This window comes from Synechococcus sp. CBW1107 (assembly GCF_015841355.1).
Taxonomy (GTDB): domain Bacteria; phylum Cyanobacteriota; class Cyanobacteriia; order PCC-6307; family Cyanobiaceae; genus Regnicoccus_A.
Genome location: NZ_CP064908.1, coordinates 177,950 through 193,641, shown reverse-complemented (window position 1 = coordinate 193,641; position 15,692 = coordinate 177,950). Strand labels below are relative to the sequence as shown.

The window sequence follows — 15,692 nt, the reverse complement described above, 5'->3', positions numbered from 1 at the left end:
AGGGTGGGTCATCGCGGTTCAGCGGCGCACCTCGAACCAGTCGTGACCCCCGAGAGGAATGACGCTCTCGCTGACGCTGCTCACCTGGGCGGTCGCAGGGCCCGATTCGCACCAGATCCTGAGCTGCTCGAGTTTCTGGCTGCATCCTTCCGCCTCCAGCTCCACCCGGCCGTCCTCGCGGTTCCTCACCCATCCCCCCAGTCCGAGGGCCTGGGCCCGCTGACAGCAGGCCTGCCGGTAGCCCACCCCCTGCACGCGGCCACTCACGATCAGGCGCCACCGCTCCACGGAGGCGCCACCACCGCTGCGCCCTCGAGGGCCTCCGCTCCCTCGGGGAAGGGAGTCGCCTGGGCGGCCGCGTCGCGCAGGCGCCGGCAGATCGCCGAACATCCAGCCCAGTGGAGGTGCAGCCAGCTTGCGTGCAGTGTCGGCGTCGTCCATCCTTCCAGCCTCGGTGCCCAACCCCAGCCTTCAAGCTGCCACAGCGGTTCGCTCCCGTCCACGACTGTGTCGTTCAGTTCCCAGCGGTGAAATTCATGGCCGACGAGCGCCTCACCCCGGCGTGTCACAAGCCCGTCTCCGAGGGGGCTGGCCTGGCGGTACCCCAGTTGCAATGAGCCGCGCCGGGCGCTGAACGGCAGCAGACCGGCCATGGCATGGGCTTCACCCTGGGGATCCTCCAGCGTCCGGCCGAGCAGCAGCAGTCCGCCGCACTCGGCGTAGATCGGCAGGCCGGCGGCGGCCGCGCGTCTCAGGTCGCCCTGGCTGCGCTGACTGGCCGCCAGCTCGGCGGCATGCAGCTCCGGGTAGCCCCCCGGCAGGATCACCCCCCGGCAGCCCCGTGGCAGGGGTTGATCGGCCAGGGGTTGCCAGGGCAGAGGAGTCATCCCAAGCGCCGTCAGCAGCTCCGCGGCCTCCGGGTAGCGGAAGTGGAAGGCGGCGTCGCTGGCGATCGCGACCGGCAGCTCTGTGCTGCCACCGCCGCAGTCCAGGTCGGCCGCTGTACGGGCGGATCGCTCCAGGCACCAGCGGATCGGATCGAGGGCCCTGCCCTCGCCGCTCGCCAGGGGCGGCGGCGGCCTCAGCAGGGGGAGCAGGCAGTCCAGATCCAGGTTGCGCTCTGCCAGGGCGGCCCATTCCTCGCTTCTGGCCTGGAAATCCTGCAACTCATCGGGAGGCAGCAGGCCGAGATGGCGGGAGGGCAGGCTCAGATCGGGATGGCGGGGCAGGACACCCAGCAGAGGCATGGTGATCGAGTCGAGGGCCTCGCTCAGCAGGGCCCGGTGACGTTCGGTGCTCACGCCGTTGAGCACCACCCCGGCCAGCTCCAGTCCCGGCTGGTGATCGCGGAAGCCCCGAACCAGGGCCGCCAGGGAGCCTGCCTGCCGGCTGGCCTCCACCACCAGCACCACCGGCAGCCCCAGCAGGGTGGCCACTTCGGCCGAGCTGCCCTCGGCGCTCGGCCCCCGGCCATCGAAGAGGCCCATCACTCCCTCCACCAGGCAGTGGTCGGCCTGGCTGCCCCACCAGTGGTAGGCCCGCTCCAGCCAGTCCTCGCCGCAGAGCAGGCGGTCGAGATTGCGGCAGGGTCGCCCGCTCACCCGTCCGAGCAGCTGCGGGTCGAGGTAATCGGGCCCCACCTTGAAGACCTGAACACTGGCCCCGCCACGACGCAGCAGGGCCGTGAGCGCGAGGCTGAGCAGGGTCTTGCCGCTGCCGCTGCAGGGTGCCGCGATCAGACAGGCCATCCCCTTGTTCCCTCAGGCCTTCATCCGTGCGGCAGCAGCTTGGCAGCCAGGGGGGCCGCGGCGGCCAGCAGGGGATTGGTGGAGTCGTGGCCACCGCCCAGCAGACGGGCCATCTCCCACTCGTCGGTGGCGTGGCGCATCGGCACCACTTCCTCCGCCAGCTCCATCCGGGCCATGCCCCCCGCTTCCAGGCGCATGCAGCCCCCGGATTCCGAGCAGAGAATCACGCAGAGGGCCTGGCGAGCGGGCGGCTCGCAGATCAGACGCAGGCCCACCACGCTGCCCGGGTGGCTGCCGGGGACTCCCACCGGCACGGGGCTGAGGTGGACATGGACCGTCACACCATCGGTGCGTTCGAATTCCGCGTGGATCTCCTCGCCTTCGGTGTGGCTCTCGACCCAGTGCCAGCCGAGCCGGTCGGCCAGCCAGGCCGCCAGCAGCAGACCCTGAACCGGATGGGTGCCCTCCACGTCGATGTCGAGCTGAACCACGTGATTAAGCGCGTCGCGCCGGTTGGGGGGGTCGAAGACCATGGCCAGCGATTCGCGCCAGGCCCGTTGCCGCAGCCAGTTGAGGTCGTTGACGGGCTGACCGCTGGCCACGCGGGACTCCAGCAGGTCGAGGCAGCGGCGCGGGGTGCCCATGGCGGTGTCGATCACCAGGCGGCGGCCGGGTTCGCTCAGGGCGTCGAGCAGTTCGGGGGCCTCATCGAGGGATCCGTTCCACCACACCCAGCAGGGCAGATCAGCCGGCACCAGCGGCTGGAGCAGTTGCAGGCCCTGCTGCAGGGCACCGAAGTCACCCCGGAGCACCACCACATCACCGCAGGCGGCGGCTGTGCTGCCTTCTCCCGGCAGCGGGCAGTACGCCGCCACCAGGGTTTCCAGGGGCTGGCCGTGGGCGAGGGTGGGGGCGAGGGTGATCAGGCGGCGTGGCTGGTAGGCGCTGATGGCCGCGTCGATGTGCTGGCCGCGCAGATCTTCGATGGCGTGGTCGCCGCTCTGCTGGCCCAGGGCCCAGGCCAGCTTTGGAGAGAGAGGAGAGATGCTCAGGGGCAGCCCGCATTCGGGGACGGCGGCGCGGGCGGCCTCCAGGAGTTCGCTGCGGACCACACCGGTGACGGGGCCATCGAGGCGGCCGGTGCGCACGAGATGCTGTTCCACCCAGGCCGGTTGCCACACCAGCAGGGTGAAGGTGGAGGCGCCGCTGGAGGACTCCAGGTCCTGGCTCCAGAGCTTTTCCAGATAGTCGGTGAGTTCCGGTGGTGGCAGCGCCACGGGGGCCTGAAGCGTGAGCTGGGGAGACATGGGTTTGCAGGCGTTGAGGCGTGGAAGCGTTGAGGCGTTTCGGAGAGGGCGCGGCCGGGCGTGCGCTGCGGATCAGGGCTGGGGGCTCAGGGGCGGCGCCACATCAGGCCATCGCGGCCGAGCATGTTGTCCGAGGCGGCCGGTCCCCAGGTCCGAGCCTCGTAGGGGTGGACTGGCAGCTGCCAGGGGCTGTCTTCGATCAGCTCCAGCAAGGGGGTGTACAGCCGCCAGGCGGCTTCCACCTCATCGCCGCGGGTGAACAGCGTGGGGTCCCCCAGCATGGCGTCGGCGAGCAGTCGAACGTAGCCCTCATCGGACGGTTCCCCGAAGGATTCGTCATAGGAGAAGTGCATGTCCACCGGCCGGCTGCGCATACCCGATCCCGGCGACTTCACCTCGAAGCGGAAGCCGGCTCCTTCATCCGGCTGGATGCGCAGGATCAGCTGGTTGGCGGTGGGGCTGCCGCCGGCGGCGTCGAACAGGTGCACCGGTGCTTCGCGGAAGGTGAGCACCACCTCGCTCATGCGCTTGGGCAGGCGTTTGCCGGTGCGCAGATAGAAGGGAACCCCCTGCCAGCGCCAGTTGTCGATGAACAGCTTCATCGCCACATAGGTTTCGGTGGTGCTGTTGGGGCTCACACCGGGTTCCTGTCGATACCCCGCCAGGGGCCGGGCCGGAGTGCCACCGGGGCCGTACTGGCCGCGAACGCAGCAGTTCCAGGGCTCCAGCTCGTCGGCCAGCCGTGCGGCTTGCAGCACCTTGGCCTTCTCGTTGCGGATCGCCTCGGGCTCGAAGCGACCGGGGGCCTCCATCGTGGTGAGGGCCAGCATCTGGGTGAGGTGGTTCTGCACCATGTCCCGCAGCGCACCGGAGCTTTCGTAGTAGCCCGCCCGCTCTTCCACTCCCACGGTCTCTGCCGCGGTGATCTCCACACTGGCGATGTAGTTCCGGTTCCAGATCGGCTCGAAGATCGTGTTGGCGAAGCGCAGCACGAGGATGTTCTGGACCGTTTCCTTGCCCAGGTAGTGGTCGATGCGGAAGACCTGGCTCTCGTGGGCGCTGGCCTGCACGATCCGGTTGAGCTCCTGGGCGCTGCCGTAGTCGCGGCCGAAGGGCTTCTCGATCACCACGCGGCTGCGTTGGGTATCGCTGAGCAGCCCGGCGGCGGCCAGGGCGCGGCAACCGCTGCCGTAGAAATTCGGCGACACCGAAAGGTAGAAGGTGCGGTTGTTGCGGGTGGCCCTGTGGCGGTCGATCACCTCCAGCCGCTGGGCGAGCCGCACCAGGTGATCGGGTTGCTGCAGATCCACTGGTTCGTAGAACAGCCCGGACGCGAACTGATCCCAGGCACTGCGGTGTTCGTGGACCACCTCGCCGAGGGCCTCGGCCATGTGGCCACGGAAGTCCTCGTCGCTCCAGGGGCGACGGGCACAGCCCAGCACCGCGAATTCGGTGGGCAGCCGCCGCTGGCGGAACAGTTCGAACAGGGCCGGTACCAGCTTGCGGTGGGTGAGGTCACCGCTTGCCCCGAAGATCACCAGGCACTGGGGCGACACCACACGCTCCTGGCGCAGCCCGACCCTCAGTGGATTGGTGAGCGTGACGGTCATGGAGTGCGCGCAGATGACACCGGTTTACCCACGAAAGCGGGGAACACCCAGCTAAGGGCAGTGGGGCTTCCCCTCTGTGCTGATTTCGGCAAAAAAAAGCCCGCCACTGGGGCGGGCGGGGGATTCGTGGCTCGTAGAGAGCCCGGTCTGGCTCAGTAGGTTTCCACGTGCCAGCGTTCGGCCTTCTTGAGCTGGGGACGAAGCTCGGCCCAGTTGAGGCCCTTGGCGGCGGCGGCCTTGCTCATGGCCTCATCGATGCCGGGCTCCATGCCCCGCAGGCCGCACATATAGACGTGGGTCTTGGAATCCTCGATCATCGTGAAGATCTCGTCGCCATGCTCGGCGACCCTGTCCTGGATGTACATCCGGCCACCGCCGGGGTTCTGCTGTTCGCGGCTGATCGCCTTGGTGTAGCGGAAGTTGTCGGGGAATTCGGCCAAGTAGTTCTGGAAATCCTCCTCATAAAGGAGGTTCGGGGTGGTGGGGACACCCATGATCAGCCAGGCCTTGCCCCGGAACTGATACTCGGGATTCTTGGCCCGCTCACCCGGATCGAACATCCTGCGCAGGTAGGCACGCATCGGAGCGATGCCCGTGCCCGTGGCCAGCATGATCACGTTGGCGTCCTCGTCGGGGGGGAGGAGCATTTCCTTGCCCACCGGGCCAGTTATCTTAACCTTGGCACCGGGCTCGATATCGCAGAGGAAAGTGGAGCAGACACCGTTGATGGTCTCCCCATCCTTCTCGTACTGGAGCTGACGCACACACAGCGAGACGGTCTTGTCTTCGAGGTTGTCGCCGTGGCGAGTGCTGGCGATCGAGTAGAGCCGGAGCTTGTGAGGCTTGCCGTTGGCATCAACGCCGTCGGGAATGATGCCGATGCTCTGGCCTTCGACGTAATGGAGATTGCCTTCGGAGAGATCGAAGGTGATGTGATTGACCCGGCCGATCGCCCCTTCGGCCAGCAGGGAATAGTTCCCGAGCACGGTGCCGATGTAGGGATCCTTCGGTTTGTAGAGATTGACGGGAGGAGCTTCGTGCTTGACGGGGGTGGTCACGGGAGCGGCGGCGGCGTTGGCAGCGATCGGGGCGGGCGCGGGAGCGGGGGCGGCCGAGGCCTGGTCAGCTGGGGTGACCGAGAGCAGGCGACCACCCTGTTGATTGATCATGCGCAGGGTGGTCTGCATCTGAGAGAGAGGGATGCTGAAGCAACGCTCGGCCGTGCGCGTGCCAGCTGCTTTGAGGCCCTGCACCACAAGGGTGAACATGCGGGCATCGGACTGACGAAGCGCTGCGGTCGAGATGCGCATGAACCCTCAATCTCCGGAAAACCGGGCCGATCATAGGCAATGCCCATGGACAGCCCTCCTCCTGATCGTGGGCCTTTCCGCACCGGCAACCGATTGTTGCGGTTAGGTTTGGTGGCGGCTGGTTTGATCCGGCTGGCGATGAATCCGGCGTTCCCCCTCACTTGGCGCAACTTTCGGTTCTGACAACCCCTCCCATCCAGGGCCTGCTCAGCAGCCAGGACGCCTGTTCGCTGGACACGATCCAGCAGGACATGGAGCGACTGCCTCAGGGAGCCCGTCGTCTGGCGGTTCAGCTCCGCCTCGAGCTCCCTCCCCAGCAGATCTGGGCCGTGCTCACCGACTACGAGAATCTCAGCCGCTTCATCCCCAACCTTTCCACCTCCCGTCTGCTCTGGCGACGGGGAAGCACCGTGGGCCTGGAACAGGTGGGTTGTCAGCAGTTCTGCGGCCTGCGCTTCACGGCCCGCGTCGAACTGGAACTGCGGGAGCATCACGACGATGGCCTGCTCAGCTTCAGCATGCGCCAGGGAGATTTTCGTCGTTTCGAGGGGGCCTGGCAGGTCAGCGGCGAACCCGGTGGCTCCCGGTTGCTCTACGAACTCACCGTGCAGGGGCGCCAGGGCATGCCGATCGGGCTGATCGAGCAGCGGCTTCGCGAAGACCTGGCTGCCAACCTGCGCGCCGTCCAACAGGAAGCTCTGCGCCGCGCCGCACAGGCCTGAATGGTTCAGTCGCCGATCATTTCAACCATCAAGTTCACGTCTCCGGTTTGAGTGTCAAGGCAGAAAGGATCCTTGATCCCGAACCTCATGGACAATCCCTTTTTCGGATCAATTGTTGGAGGACTTATTTGCCGCCTTGGCTGACGTCATTTTTATGGTGAGCAATCCTGCGCAGAAGATGTCAGGATCATCACCGCTCAATCGACTGGGGAGTTCTGCCCCGGTCATTACAATCTGATGGCTTCCAGCTGACAGGACTCAGCCATCTTCTGGTTGATCGTGATACCCCCAAGGGGATTCGAACCCCTGTCGCCTCCGTGAAAGGGAGGTGTCCTAGGCCTCTAGACGATGGGGGCGAGGCCACGGAGCAGGGGCGTTTGAAGGCGCCGCTTCCGTTCCATGGACGCTACGGGTCGGAGTGTCCCTTCGTCAAGGCGAGGCCTGGCTGGGGGAGTTCTGTCCTGACCACACCGGAACGGTGAAGTGGAAGCAGGCTCCTTCACCGGGCTCGGAGACCACCCAGATCCGTCCGCCATGCACTTCAACGATGCGGCGACAAACGGAGAGTCCCACTCCGAACCCAGACGTGGTGCCCGAGGTCTGAGGCAGCCGTACCCGCTCCAGGAAGATCCGCTCCTGCTCTCCGCGGGGAATTCCCGGACCTGTATCACAGACACTCACCTGAACCCATTGACTGGTGCGGTGCAACAGCGAAAGAGTCACCGCGCCGTCATCAGGGGTGAATTTCAACGCGTTCTCCAGCAGATTCAGAAGCACCTGGCGCATGCGCCGTTGATCGGCAAACACATCCGGCAGGTCGGCGGGAATGTCGGTGATCAGGCGCAGGTTCCGCCCCACCCACAGTTTCTCCAGCTCCAGGATCGCCTCCGCGGTCACCGGCGCCAGGTCCAGCCGCTGGGGGTTGAAGAGAGCTTCCCAGCGGGTGGTGCCCACTTCCAGGAGGTCCTTGGAGAGATGCTCGATGTCATCGAGGCGGCGGTCGAGCACATCCCGGCAGCGGGTGTTGTTGATGTGCCCGAGCTGCAGGCTCTGCAGGGCCAGCTTGGCGGCAGTGAGAGGGGTGCGCAGCTCATGGGCCACCATGCGCAGCAGCCTCTCCTGAACCCGCAGGCGCTCGATCAGGGTTTCGTTCTCCTGACGCAGCACCAGCACCTGATCTTCCAGCTGCAGCTCCCGCTGGGTGCGGCTGCCATCCATTTCCGCGGGCCGCAGGCTCATGCCCAGATCGCTGACCACCTCCAGCTGCTGCCAGCGCGGCAGCCAGCCCTTCAGCTGATCCAGGACGGCATTGCCAGCCAGCACCTGGCGAGGGGGGGGCTCCAGTTTCACCAGGGCCGGGGTGGCCACCAGCCGGTGCAGCTCCAGCAGCTCGGGGCGCAAGGCTGGATTGGCCAGCTCCAGGGCCACATCGAAGCCGCAGTCGCAGGTTTCGAGGTAGTTGAGGACTCCACCCAGATCGGCGGAAGCGAGATGGTGGGGGGCCGCCACCAGCAGCAGCTTGAGCGGCCGGCGCCTGGCCGGGAGGGGCCCTTGTGCCGTTGTGCCGGAGTCGGCTTTCCCCGCTTCAGGCACCTTGGCGGCAGGCAAGATCGTGGAGATCACCTTATGGCGTCGAACGCTGGCCCGAGAGCTGGCTATGACGAGCCTGTCAATCGACCCACCGACGATCTCCCCATCCCATGACCCCATCCACGGAACGGGTGCCGCTGGACCCTTCCGGGCCGCCGAGGCGTGACCCCCAGGGGAGCCGCATCCAGCTGGACAGCAGCCTGCGCCGCTGGTTCTCGCGCAACCTCGGGCTCTGGCGGTCCCGCCGCCTCTATTTCTTCCGTGGCGAGGATGAGCCCCTGCGCCTCGACCTTCTGCTGCGGATCGAAACGTACGAGCAGCCGGTGGAGGGGGAGGCGGCCTACCGCTTCAGCTGGACACCCGAGCAGGACTTCGGCTTCTACGAGCGGAAGCCCCAGTACCAGCGCGAGGGCAGCCTTGAGGCCTACCTCTGCGGTCACCAGCTGCGGCGCAGCCGGGGGTATCTCGTGGAACAGCCGATGCGCTCCCAGATCCGCCAGGTGGATGAGCACCAGATGATCTTCGAGTCGCAGCACCAGGGCTGGGACATCGAGCAGCACATCCGGCTGATCGATCAGGACCGCATCCGGGCCTGCTCGATTTTCTCCTGGCGGGATGGTGAGCTTGATATCACCGAGACGCATCATGAGATCAGGCTGGAGGGGCCCGGCGATCCGCTCCCTGCCGATTGAAGTTCGTGCCCCGGTGCATCAGCATGGAGCCTGTTGAACACGCTCTCCTTGCGCCTCACGCACTGCCTCCACCGACTCCTGTTGCTGGCTGGCGCACTCATCATTCCCGCCGTTTCCGCTGCCGCCCCCGCCCTGGCGGCACCCGCCACTGAAAGCGAGATGTCGCTTTACACCAGAATCGCCTCCGTCAATGTCTGCATTGCCCGCGGTGCCGGCGTCGAGTTCGACAAGGCGGCGAGCATCGCCGGTGAAACGATCGCCCAGCTGATCAAGGGTCAGCATGACGGTCAGATCAAGCAGGTGGGCTCCAAGGCTCTCACGATCGAGGAGCTGCGGCGCGGTTCGGTGAACTCCGCGGTGATCGGTGCCGTCGAGCTCTGCCCCAAGGAAGTGCCGCCTGATGTGGTCAAGAAGGTGACTGACGCCCTCAAGCAGCAGGGAGGCAAGTAACCCCTCAAGGGAGACGATGCTGGCCGGAGGCGGACGCATCCGTACATATCCGGCCCAGCTGCAGTTGCAGTTCAGGCGGTCCTGGTGGCTTTGCTGATGGCATCCCTTCGGGGCTGTCCTCCAGCTTGATCACCATGACCGTCCTCATTCAGCGTCTTCCCCTGCTGCTCGCTGCCGGGGTCTGTGGCCTCGCCGCCGCGATGCCGGCCGCCGTCTCCGCCCAGGAGGCCTACTACGGGGGCTATCAGGGCTACCAGCTGCCTTCGGATCGCTACCCGGTGTCCCGCGGTTATGTCGTGACTCCGGTCCGCAACTGGCCACCCGCTCCCTATCAGGACTACAGCAGCCAGGTCCCCAGCGGCAGCAATCCCTACGGCCAGCCGGCGCCCACCACCTGGGAGGAGGCCCAGGCCCTCCAGCAGCGCTGCTCGATCGGCCGGCTCGTGGGCGGCGTGATCGGCGGCGGCATCGGCTACGCCGCCTCCCGCGATGACGGCCGCACCTGGGCGGTCCCCCTGGGGGCCCTGCTCGGATCCCAGGTGGGCTGCAACGCCGGTCAGGGTCGAGGCCCCCTGCCCTGGTGAGCGGGGAGCCAGGATCAGGGGGCCTTCTTCCCCTGGCCTGATGAGCGTCGTGCGGCTGGCCGACTATCGGCCCTTCCCCTTCCGGCTTGAGCGCACCGATCTGACGGTGCGCCTGTTCGGCGAGGAGGCCCTGGTGGAGTCCACCCTGTCGCTGGCGCCCCTTGCGGCCGGCGAACCGCTGGTGCTGCGCGGTGAGGGTTTGGATTTGCTCTCCCTGGGCCTCGACGGCCGGCCCGTGGCGCTCGATGAGATCGGGCGTGACGGCGACGCTTACATCCTCTCGAGTACTCCCGCGCAGCCGTTTCGCCTGACCAGCGTTGTGCGCCTGCATCCCCGTGCCAACACGAGCCTCGAGGGGCTCTATGCCAGCGGCGGCATGGTGACCACCCAGTGCGAAGCGGAGGGGTTCCGCCGCATCACCCTCCATCCCGATCGTCCCGATGTGCTCAGCCTCTTCCAGGTGCGCATCGAGGCGGAGCGCGGCCTCTTCCCTGTCCTGCTCTCCAACGGCAACTGCATCGAGCAGGGAATCCTGCCGGCCCTGGCCGGCGGGGAGGAGCGGCACTATGCGGTCTGGGACGATCCCTTCCCCAAGCCGTCCTATCTGTTCGCCCTGGTGGCCGGGGTGCTCGAGGAGGTCCGTGACACCTTCACCACCGCCAGTGGCCGCACGGTGCAGTTGCGCCTGCATGTGGAGCCTGGCGATGCTCCCTACACGGCCCATGCCATCAGTTCACTGAAGCGCTCGATGGCCTGGGATGAGACGGTCTATGGGCTGGAGTACGACCTCGATGAGTACAACATCGTCGCCGTGCGCCATTTCAACATGGGCGCGATGGAGAACAAGAGCCTCAACATCTTCAACTCGAAACTGGTGCTGGCCGATGCCGCCACGGCTACCGATGCCGAACTGGAGCGGATCGAGAGCGTGATCGCCCATGAGTATTTCCACAACTGGACAGGCAACCGCATCACCTGCCGAGACTGGTTCCAGCTCTCTCTCAAGGAAGGGCTCACCGTGTTCAGGGATCAGAGCTTCACAGCAGATCTGCATGCACCGGCACTGAAGCGGATTGAGGATGTGGCGATGTTGCGCAACACCCAGTTCCGCGAAGATGCTGGCCCCACCGCTCATCCAGTGCAGCCGGATCATTATCAGGCGATCGATAACTTCTACACCACCACAATTTATGAAAAAGGCGCCGAGGTGATTCGCATGCTGCACACCCTCCTCGGCCCGGACACCTTCATGCGTGGCATGGCCATCTACGTGCAGCGCCATGACGGCACGGCCGCCACCTGTGACGACTTTGTGCAGGCCATGCAGGATGCGGCTGCCAAGGCCGGAGATTCCGACCAATCCGGGACCAGCGAGTTCTGCTTCGACCAATTCCGTCGCTGGTATCACCAGGCGGGAACGCCCCGACTTGAACTGCAGCGCCACTGGGATGAGGATCGGGGCCGTCTCTCGCTGACCATCCGGCAGCACACCCCGGCCACCCCGGGCCAGCCTGACAAGCTGCCGCTTGTGATTCCCCTGGCGATCGGGGCGGTGGACCAGGCCGGTGAGCCCCTGCTGCTGCAACGCCCCGGCGAAACCGCCGCCAGCGCCGAGGACGCCAGCCTCGAGCACTCCTGGGGGCCGCTCACACGGCTGCTGGTGATCGATCAGGCCGAGCAGACCGTGGTCTTCGAGGACTTCGAGCCCCACAGTCACCCGCCGGCCCTGTCCGTGCTGCGCCGCTTCTCCGCTCCGGTGCAGCTGGAGTTCGAGCGCACGCATGCGGAACTGCTGCATCTGCTCAGCTGCGACGGCGAGCCCCTGGCCCGTTGGGATGCCGGCCAGGAGCTGCTTCGGCAGGTGGTGCTGTGCCGCGCCGGAGGAGCCGCGGATGAGGCCCTTGAGGATGGTCTGGTGGCCGCCTTCGAGCGGATCCTGCTGGAGGGCACGCTCAGCGACGGGAACCGCTGCGCCCTGCTGACGATGCCGGGGCTGGTCGAACTCGAGGCGGCCAGCGCTGAGCCTGATCCACCGGCACTGGATCTGGCGAGGAGGACCCTGCAGACCCGCTTCGGGGAAGCCCTGGCCGAACCCCTGGCGGCCTGCCTCGAGCGCTGCCGTCCCCAGTGGGGCCTGCCATGGCCCGAGGGTGTCGGCGATCGCCAGCTCACCGGGCTGGTCTGGGCCTGGCGGGCTGCCGCGGGCGATGGGGCGGTGATGGCTGAGGCCGCCGCCGCGGTGGAGGGCCCCTCGATGACCCTGGCGCGGGCCGGGCTGCGGGCGTTGCAGCCCCTGGCCTGCAGCGAGCGGGAGCGGGCGATGGTGGACTTCTACGAGCGCTGGCAGGAGAAACCGGTGATCCTCGATGCCTGGTTCAGCCTGGAGGCTTCCGCCCCCTTCCCCAACGGGCTCGAGCGGGTGCAGGCGCTTCTGGCTCATCCTCGCTATGACCCGGCGGCTCCGAACTCCGTGCGGGCTGTGCTTGGCGGTCTGGTGGCCAACCCACCGGTGTTCCATGCCGCCGATGGCAGCGGCTACCGGTTCATGGCCGATCAGATCGCCCGGCTCGACCAGCGCAATCCGATCACCGCCTCACGGCTGGCCAAGGTGTTCAGCCGCTGGCAGAGCTATGCCCCCGAGCGGGGCGAGCGGATGCGCGAGGCGATGGAGCAGCTGGCGGTCGCCGGGCTCTCGGCCAACACCAGGGAGGTGCTGGATCAGAGCCTGGGGCGGGAGCTGCGCGGGTAGGGATCCGGGTAGAGAGCGCCGTGCAGACGCTGGAAGGAGGAGCGGCGTGCACTCGCTCCTTCCGGCCCCCCATAGGCTCCCCAGAGCCCTTCCCAGTAGAAGTAGATCACTCCCAGGCCACGCCTGGCCACCTGTTCCACCTTCTTCCCCAGCACCTCTGAGGAGGTGCTGCGGCCCCCGAAGCCCGCCAGCACCCCGATCTGCACGGGCATGCCCCAGCGTCGGGCCTTCACCAGCGCTGCCTGGTCGAGGTCCTTGGTGAACCCGGCCACGGAGTAGGCGTAGTTCTGGACCACCAGCTCGTCCACCAGCTGGCCCAGAGCCCAGATCTCCCAGTCCTGCAGCCAGTGGTTGTAGGCGAAACGGAATGGACCGGGGGAGTGGCTGATCACCGCGCCGCTGCGTTCCTTCTGCATCGTGGCGCGCAGATCCCGCAGCAGACCGGTGAGCTTCTGACGCCGCCAGGTCATCCATTCCCGGTTGTTGTAGTCACGGGGCGGTTCGCGGCCCTTCTCCGCACGGAAGAGGGCGCGGGTGTAGGCGTCGTAGCCCAGCTCCACGGGCCAGGCGAAGTGATCATCGAGCTGGATCCCGTCCACCCCGCAGCGCTGCACGATTTCCCCGATCAGCCCGATCACCCGCTCACGCACACCGGGATGGGACGGATTGAGCCAGACCCGCAGATCCTTGAGGGGGGAGGTCTTGAGGTCGGCCCCGTGCATGGCGTAGAGGGTGGAGCCGTCGCTGCGTTGCAGCACCCATTCGGGATGCCGGCGCACCACTTCGGCATCGGCCGGCTCCATCAGGCCGTACTCGAACCAGGGGATCACTTTCATGCCCCGCTTCTGACCGGCCTTGGTGATGCGGCAGATGGGATCAAGCGAGGCATTCACCTGCTTCAGCTTCGGCTCGATCGGCGCGTAGCGGCTGCGATGGAACGTGTAGCCGCGGCTCCAGACGTTGGGGTAGAGCGTGTTGAAGCCGGCGGCGTCGAGTTCGGCCACGGCCTTCTCGATCAGGTTGGCGTCGTAGTAGAGGGGGCTGGGACTGTTGGTGAGCCAGACCCCCACCCGCTGGCTGGCGGCCAGGGCCGGCAGCGTCCCCAGGGCCTGCAGGCAGGAGGTGAGGAGCACCGTGGCCAGGGCCGGCAGGGCCCTCTTCAGTCGGACGCGGCGGGGGAGTGGACCGCTCAGACCAGGGGACGCGGGGCGAGGCAGCAGGGGTCGCAACGGGATGGGGGGCGTGGGCGAGGGGACAGGGGCTGGAGGCAGGGCTCAGCGGGGCCTCTGACTCAGCGGAACATCGAGCTCACGGAGCTTTCTTCGTGGATGCGCCAGATGGCTTCGCCGAGCATTTTGGCCACGGACAGCACCTTCAGCTGGGGAAAGCTGCGATCGTCGCTGATCGGGATGCTGTTGGTGACCAGCACTTCCTCCAGCAGTCCAGGCTCCGAGAGGCGCTCGATGGCAGGGGGTGAGAAGACCGCATGGGTGGCGCAGGCCAGCACCCGGCGGGCCCCCTCGCGCCGCAGCAGGCGGGCCCCCTGGCAGATCGTGCCGCCGGTGTCGATCATGTCGTCGATCAGGACCGCTGTTTTGCCGGCCACATCGCCGATCACCGTGAGACTTTCGGCCACGTTGTGATCGGAGCGCCTCTTGTCGATGATCGCCAGGGGGGCATCGTGCATGCGTTTGGCGAAGGCCCGAGCCCGGGCCACACCGCCCACATCGGGGGAGACCACCACCATCTCGCCCAGGTCGCGGGCGGAGAGGTAGTCGACCAGAACAGGTGAGCCGTAGATGTGGTCACAGGGGATGTCGAAATATCCCTGGATCTGCGACGAGTGCAGATCCATCGCCAGCACCCGGTCGACGCCGGACTGGGCCAGCAGATTGGCCACCAGCTTGGCAGTGATCGATTCCCTCCCGGCGGTCTTGCGGTCGGCCCGGGCGTAGCCGTAATAAGGGACCACGGCAGTGATCTGGCGGGCGGAGGCCCGGCGGCAGGCGTCCACCATGATCAGCAGCTCCATCAGGTGATCGTTCACCGGAGCGCAGGTGGGCTGGATCAGAAAGACGTCGCAGCCGCGGATCGATTCCTGGATCTGGATGTAGAGCTCGCCGTCGGCGAAGCGCTTGATCACCCTCGGACCATCCGGCACGCCCAGGTAGCTGGCGATCTCGTGGGCCAGAGCGGGATTGGAGGTGCCGCTGAACAGGCGCAGACGGCGGGTGTCATGGGGCTTGCTGTCCTGCTCCACCCGTTCAGCAGTCAAGAAACTGGTCACGGCGGGCGTGAGCAAGCAGGGCTGAAGCCTGATGGTAGAAGCCCCCAGGCCCGCTCAGGGCAAACAATGATGAAGGCAGCGGGTTCATCCCCCCATTCCTCGGCTTCGATCCCGCCGCTGCGCCTGGTGCTGGTGGGTGCCGCCTCCGTCGGTGCCGCCGCTGGCGTGGAGGACGCTGCCAACCGGCTGGGGGCCTTGCTCGGGGTCGTCGCCATGCCTCCGCTGCTGGCGGCCACCACGGGTGGTACTGATGCGCCGGTGGAGGTGTTGATGGCCGAGCTGAGCAGGCGCGGCGGCTCCTGGGTCGTGCCGTTGCCCCAGGATCCCGGGGGTGTTCAGCCCTGGGGTGGGCGCTGGTCGGAGCTGCTGGGGGCCTGGCGCCAGCCGACCGTGCTGCTGATCGACGCTCAACAGGCGGATGGAGGTCTGCCCGCGGCCAGCACGGCCCTGCTGCAGCTCGGAGGGGTGCCCCTGCTGGGCCTGATCCAGTGGGGTGGTCGCTTCGATCGGGAGGCCCGCCGCCGCGATGGACTCCCCTGGCTGGGGGCGCTGGTTCAGGGCGACGGAGCTGACGCCGACGCAGACCTCTCCCTCAGCCTCAGGCGGCGCTGGAACCAGGTCGCCGCCGACGCGGCCTAGCTGC

The 15,692-nt window shown here is 67.1% G+C and carries 14 protein-coding genes and 1 tRNA gene; 6 read left to right on the top strand and 9 right to left on the bottom strand.

Annotation, left to right across the window (positions count from 1 at the left end):
- Positions 1-18: 18 nt before the first annotated feature.
- The 5 genes from I1E95_RS01050 to I1E95_RS01030 all read right to left on the bottom strand — a co-directional run bounded on the left by I1E95_RS01050 (position 19) and on the right by I1E95_RS01030 (position 5,975).
- Entirely contained in the window at positions 19-267 is a 249-nt protein-coding gene (locus tag I1E95_RS01050) for an acylphosphatase (RefSeq protein ID WP_231594770.1), read from the bottom strand.
- A 2-nt stretch (positions 268-269) separates the two neighbouring features.
- Positions 270-1,748, bottom strand: coding sequence for a cobyrinate a,c-diamide synthase (locus I1E95_RS01045; protein WP_197164602.1), 1,479 nt, complete (start codon positions 1,746-1,748; stop codon positions 270-272).
- A 20-nt stretch (positions 1,749-1,768) separates the two neighbouring features.
- Positions 1,769-3,055 carry a glucose-6-phosphate dehydrogenase assembly protein OpcA gene (locus I1E95_RS01040; protein ID WP_197164600.1) on the bottom strand — a complete coding sequence of 429 codons (1,287 nt, stop codon included), beginning with the start codon at positions 3,053-3,055 and terminating at the stop codon, positions 1,769-1,771.
- An 86-nt stretch (positions 3,056-3,141) separates the two neighbouring features.
- Entirely contained in the window at positions 3,142-4,665 is a 1,524-nt protein-coding gene (gene zwf, locus I1E95_RS01035; RefSeq protein WP_197164598.1) for a glucose-6-phosphate dehydrogenase, read from the bottom strand.
- Between the two features lie 152 nt (positions 4,666-4,817).
- Entirely contained in the window at positions 4,818-5,975 is a 1,158-nt protein-coding gene (locus I1E95_RS01030; RefSeq protein ID WP_197164596.1) for a phycobilisome linker polypeptide, read from the bottom strand.
- A 161-nt stretch (positions 5,976-6,136) separates the two neighbouring features.
- On the opposite strand from I1E95_RS01030, the gene I1E95_RS01025 reads away from it, so the two are divergent.
- Positions 6,137-6,697 (top strand): SRPBCC family protein, encoded by a 561-nt coding sequence (locus I1E95_RS01025; RefSeq protein WP_197164594.1) that lies wholly within the window; start codon positions 6,137-6,139, stop codon positions 6,695-6,697.
- Between the two features lie 283 nt (positions 6,698-6,980).
- Here the strand turns inward: I1E95_RS01025 and I1E95_RS01020 are convergent.
- Both I1E95_RS01020 and I1E95_RS01015 read right to left on the bottom strand, forming a co-directional pair.
- Positions 6,981-7,053, bottom strand: a tRNA-Glu gene (locus I1E95_RS01020).
- Between the two features lie 73 nt (positions 7,054-7,126).
- Positions 7,127-8,320, bottom strand: a complete 1,194-nt coding sequence (locus I1E95_RS01015; protein ID WP_370594565.1) for a histidine kinase — start codon at positions 8,318-8,320, stop codon at positions 7,127-7,129.
- Between the two features lie 77 nt (positions 8,321-8,397).
- Between I1E95_RS01015 and I1E95_RS01010 the strand changes: the two genes are divergently transcribed.
- From I1E95_RS01010 to pepN, 4 genes are all read left to right on the top strand, one after another.
- On the top strand, positions 8,398-8,979 hold the full coding sequence (locus I1E95_RS01010; protein WP_231594769.1) for a hypothetical protein: 582 nt from the start codon (positions 8,398-8,400) through the stop codon (positions 8,977-8,979).
- A gap of 48 nt (positions 8,980-9,027) precedes the next feature.
- Entirely contained in the window at positions 9,028-9,429 is a 402-nt protein-coding gene (locus I1E95_RS01005; protein ID WP_231594768.1) for a cAMP phosphodiesterase, read from the top strand.
- A gap of 134 nt (positions 9,430-9,563) precedes the next feature.
- Positions 9,564-10,013: a glycine zipper 2TM domain-containing protein gene (locus I1E95_RS01000; RefSeq protein WP_197164590.1), complete on the top strand. Its 450-nt coding sequence runs from the start codon at positions 9,564-9,566 to the stop codon at positions 10,011-10,013.
- Between the two features lie 40 nt (positions 10,014-10,053).
- The gene (pepN, locus tag I1E95_RS00995) at positions 10,054-12,762 is read left to right on the top strand and encodes an aminopeptidase N (protein ID WP_197164588.1); all 2,709 of its coding nucleotides are present in this window, start codon (positions 10,054-10,056) and stop codon (positions 12,760-12,762) included.
- Here the strand turns inward: pepN and I1E95_RS00990 are convergent.
- Positions 12,732-13,925, bottom strand: a complete 1,194-nt coding sequence (locus I1E95_RS00990) for a glycoside hydrolase family 10 protein (RefSeq protein WP_370594600.1) — start codon at positions 13,923-13,925, stop codon at positions 12,732-12,734. The two genes, pepN and I1E95_RS00990, sit on opposite strands and share 31 nt — an antisense overlap.
- A gap of 128 nt (positions 13,926-14,053) precedes the next feature.
- Positions 14,054-15,049 (bottom strand): ribose-phosphate pyrophosphokinase, encoded by a 996-nt coding sequence (locus I1E95_RS00985; protein ID WP_197164586.1) that lies wholly within the window; start codon positions 15,047-15,049, stop codon positions 14,054-14,056.
- Between the two features lie 66 nt (positions 15,050-15,115).
- On the opposite strand from I1E95_RS00985, the gene I1E95_RS00980 reads away from it, so the two are divergent.
- Positions 15,116-15,688: a hypothetical protein gene (locus I1E95_RS00980; RefSeq protein WP_231594766.1), complete on the top strand. Its 573-nt coding sequence runs from the start codon at positions 15,116-15,118 to the stop codon at positions 15,686-15,688.
- Positions 15,689-15,692 lie beyond the last annotated feature (4 nt).

Bases quoted from the DNA above. Each gene is read 5' to 3' on its own strand.
- I1E95_RS01000 (WP_197164590.1), top strand. From the start codon at position 9,564: ATGACCGTCCTCATTCAGCGTCTTCCCCTGCTGCTCGCTGCCGGGGTC.
- I1E95_RS01010 (WP_231594769.1), top strand. From the start codon at position 8,398: ATGACCCCATCCACGGAACGGGTGCCGCTGGACCCTTCCGGGCCGCCG.
- I1E95_RS01045 (WP_197164602.1), bottom strand. From the start codon at position 1,748: ATGGCCTGTCTGATCGCGGCACCCTGCAGCGGCAGCGGCAAGACCCTG.
- I1E95_RS01040 (WP_197164600.1), bottom strand. From the start codon at position 3,055: ATGTCTCCCCAGCTCACGCTTCAGGCCCCCGTGGCGCTGCCACCACCG.
- I1E95_RS01030 (WP_197164596.1), bottom strand. From the start codon at position 5,975: ATGCGCATCTCGACCGCAGCGCTTCGTCAGTCCGATGCCCGCATGTTC.
- zwf (WP_197164598.1), bottom strand. From the start codon at position 4,665: ATGACCGTCACGCTCACCAATCCACTGAGGGTCGGGCTGCGCCAGGAG.
- pepN (WP_197164588.1), top strand. From the start codon at position 10,054: ATGAGCGTCGTGCGGCTGGCCGACTATCGGCCCTTCCCCTTCCGGCTT.
- I1E95_RS00980 (WP_231594766.1), top strand. From the start codon at position 15,116: ATGATGAAGGCAGCGGGTTCATCCCCCCATTCCTCGGCTTCGATCCCG.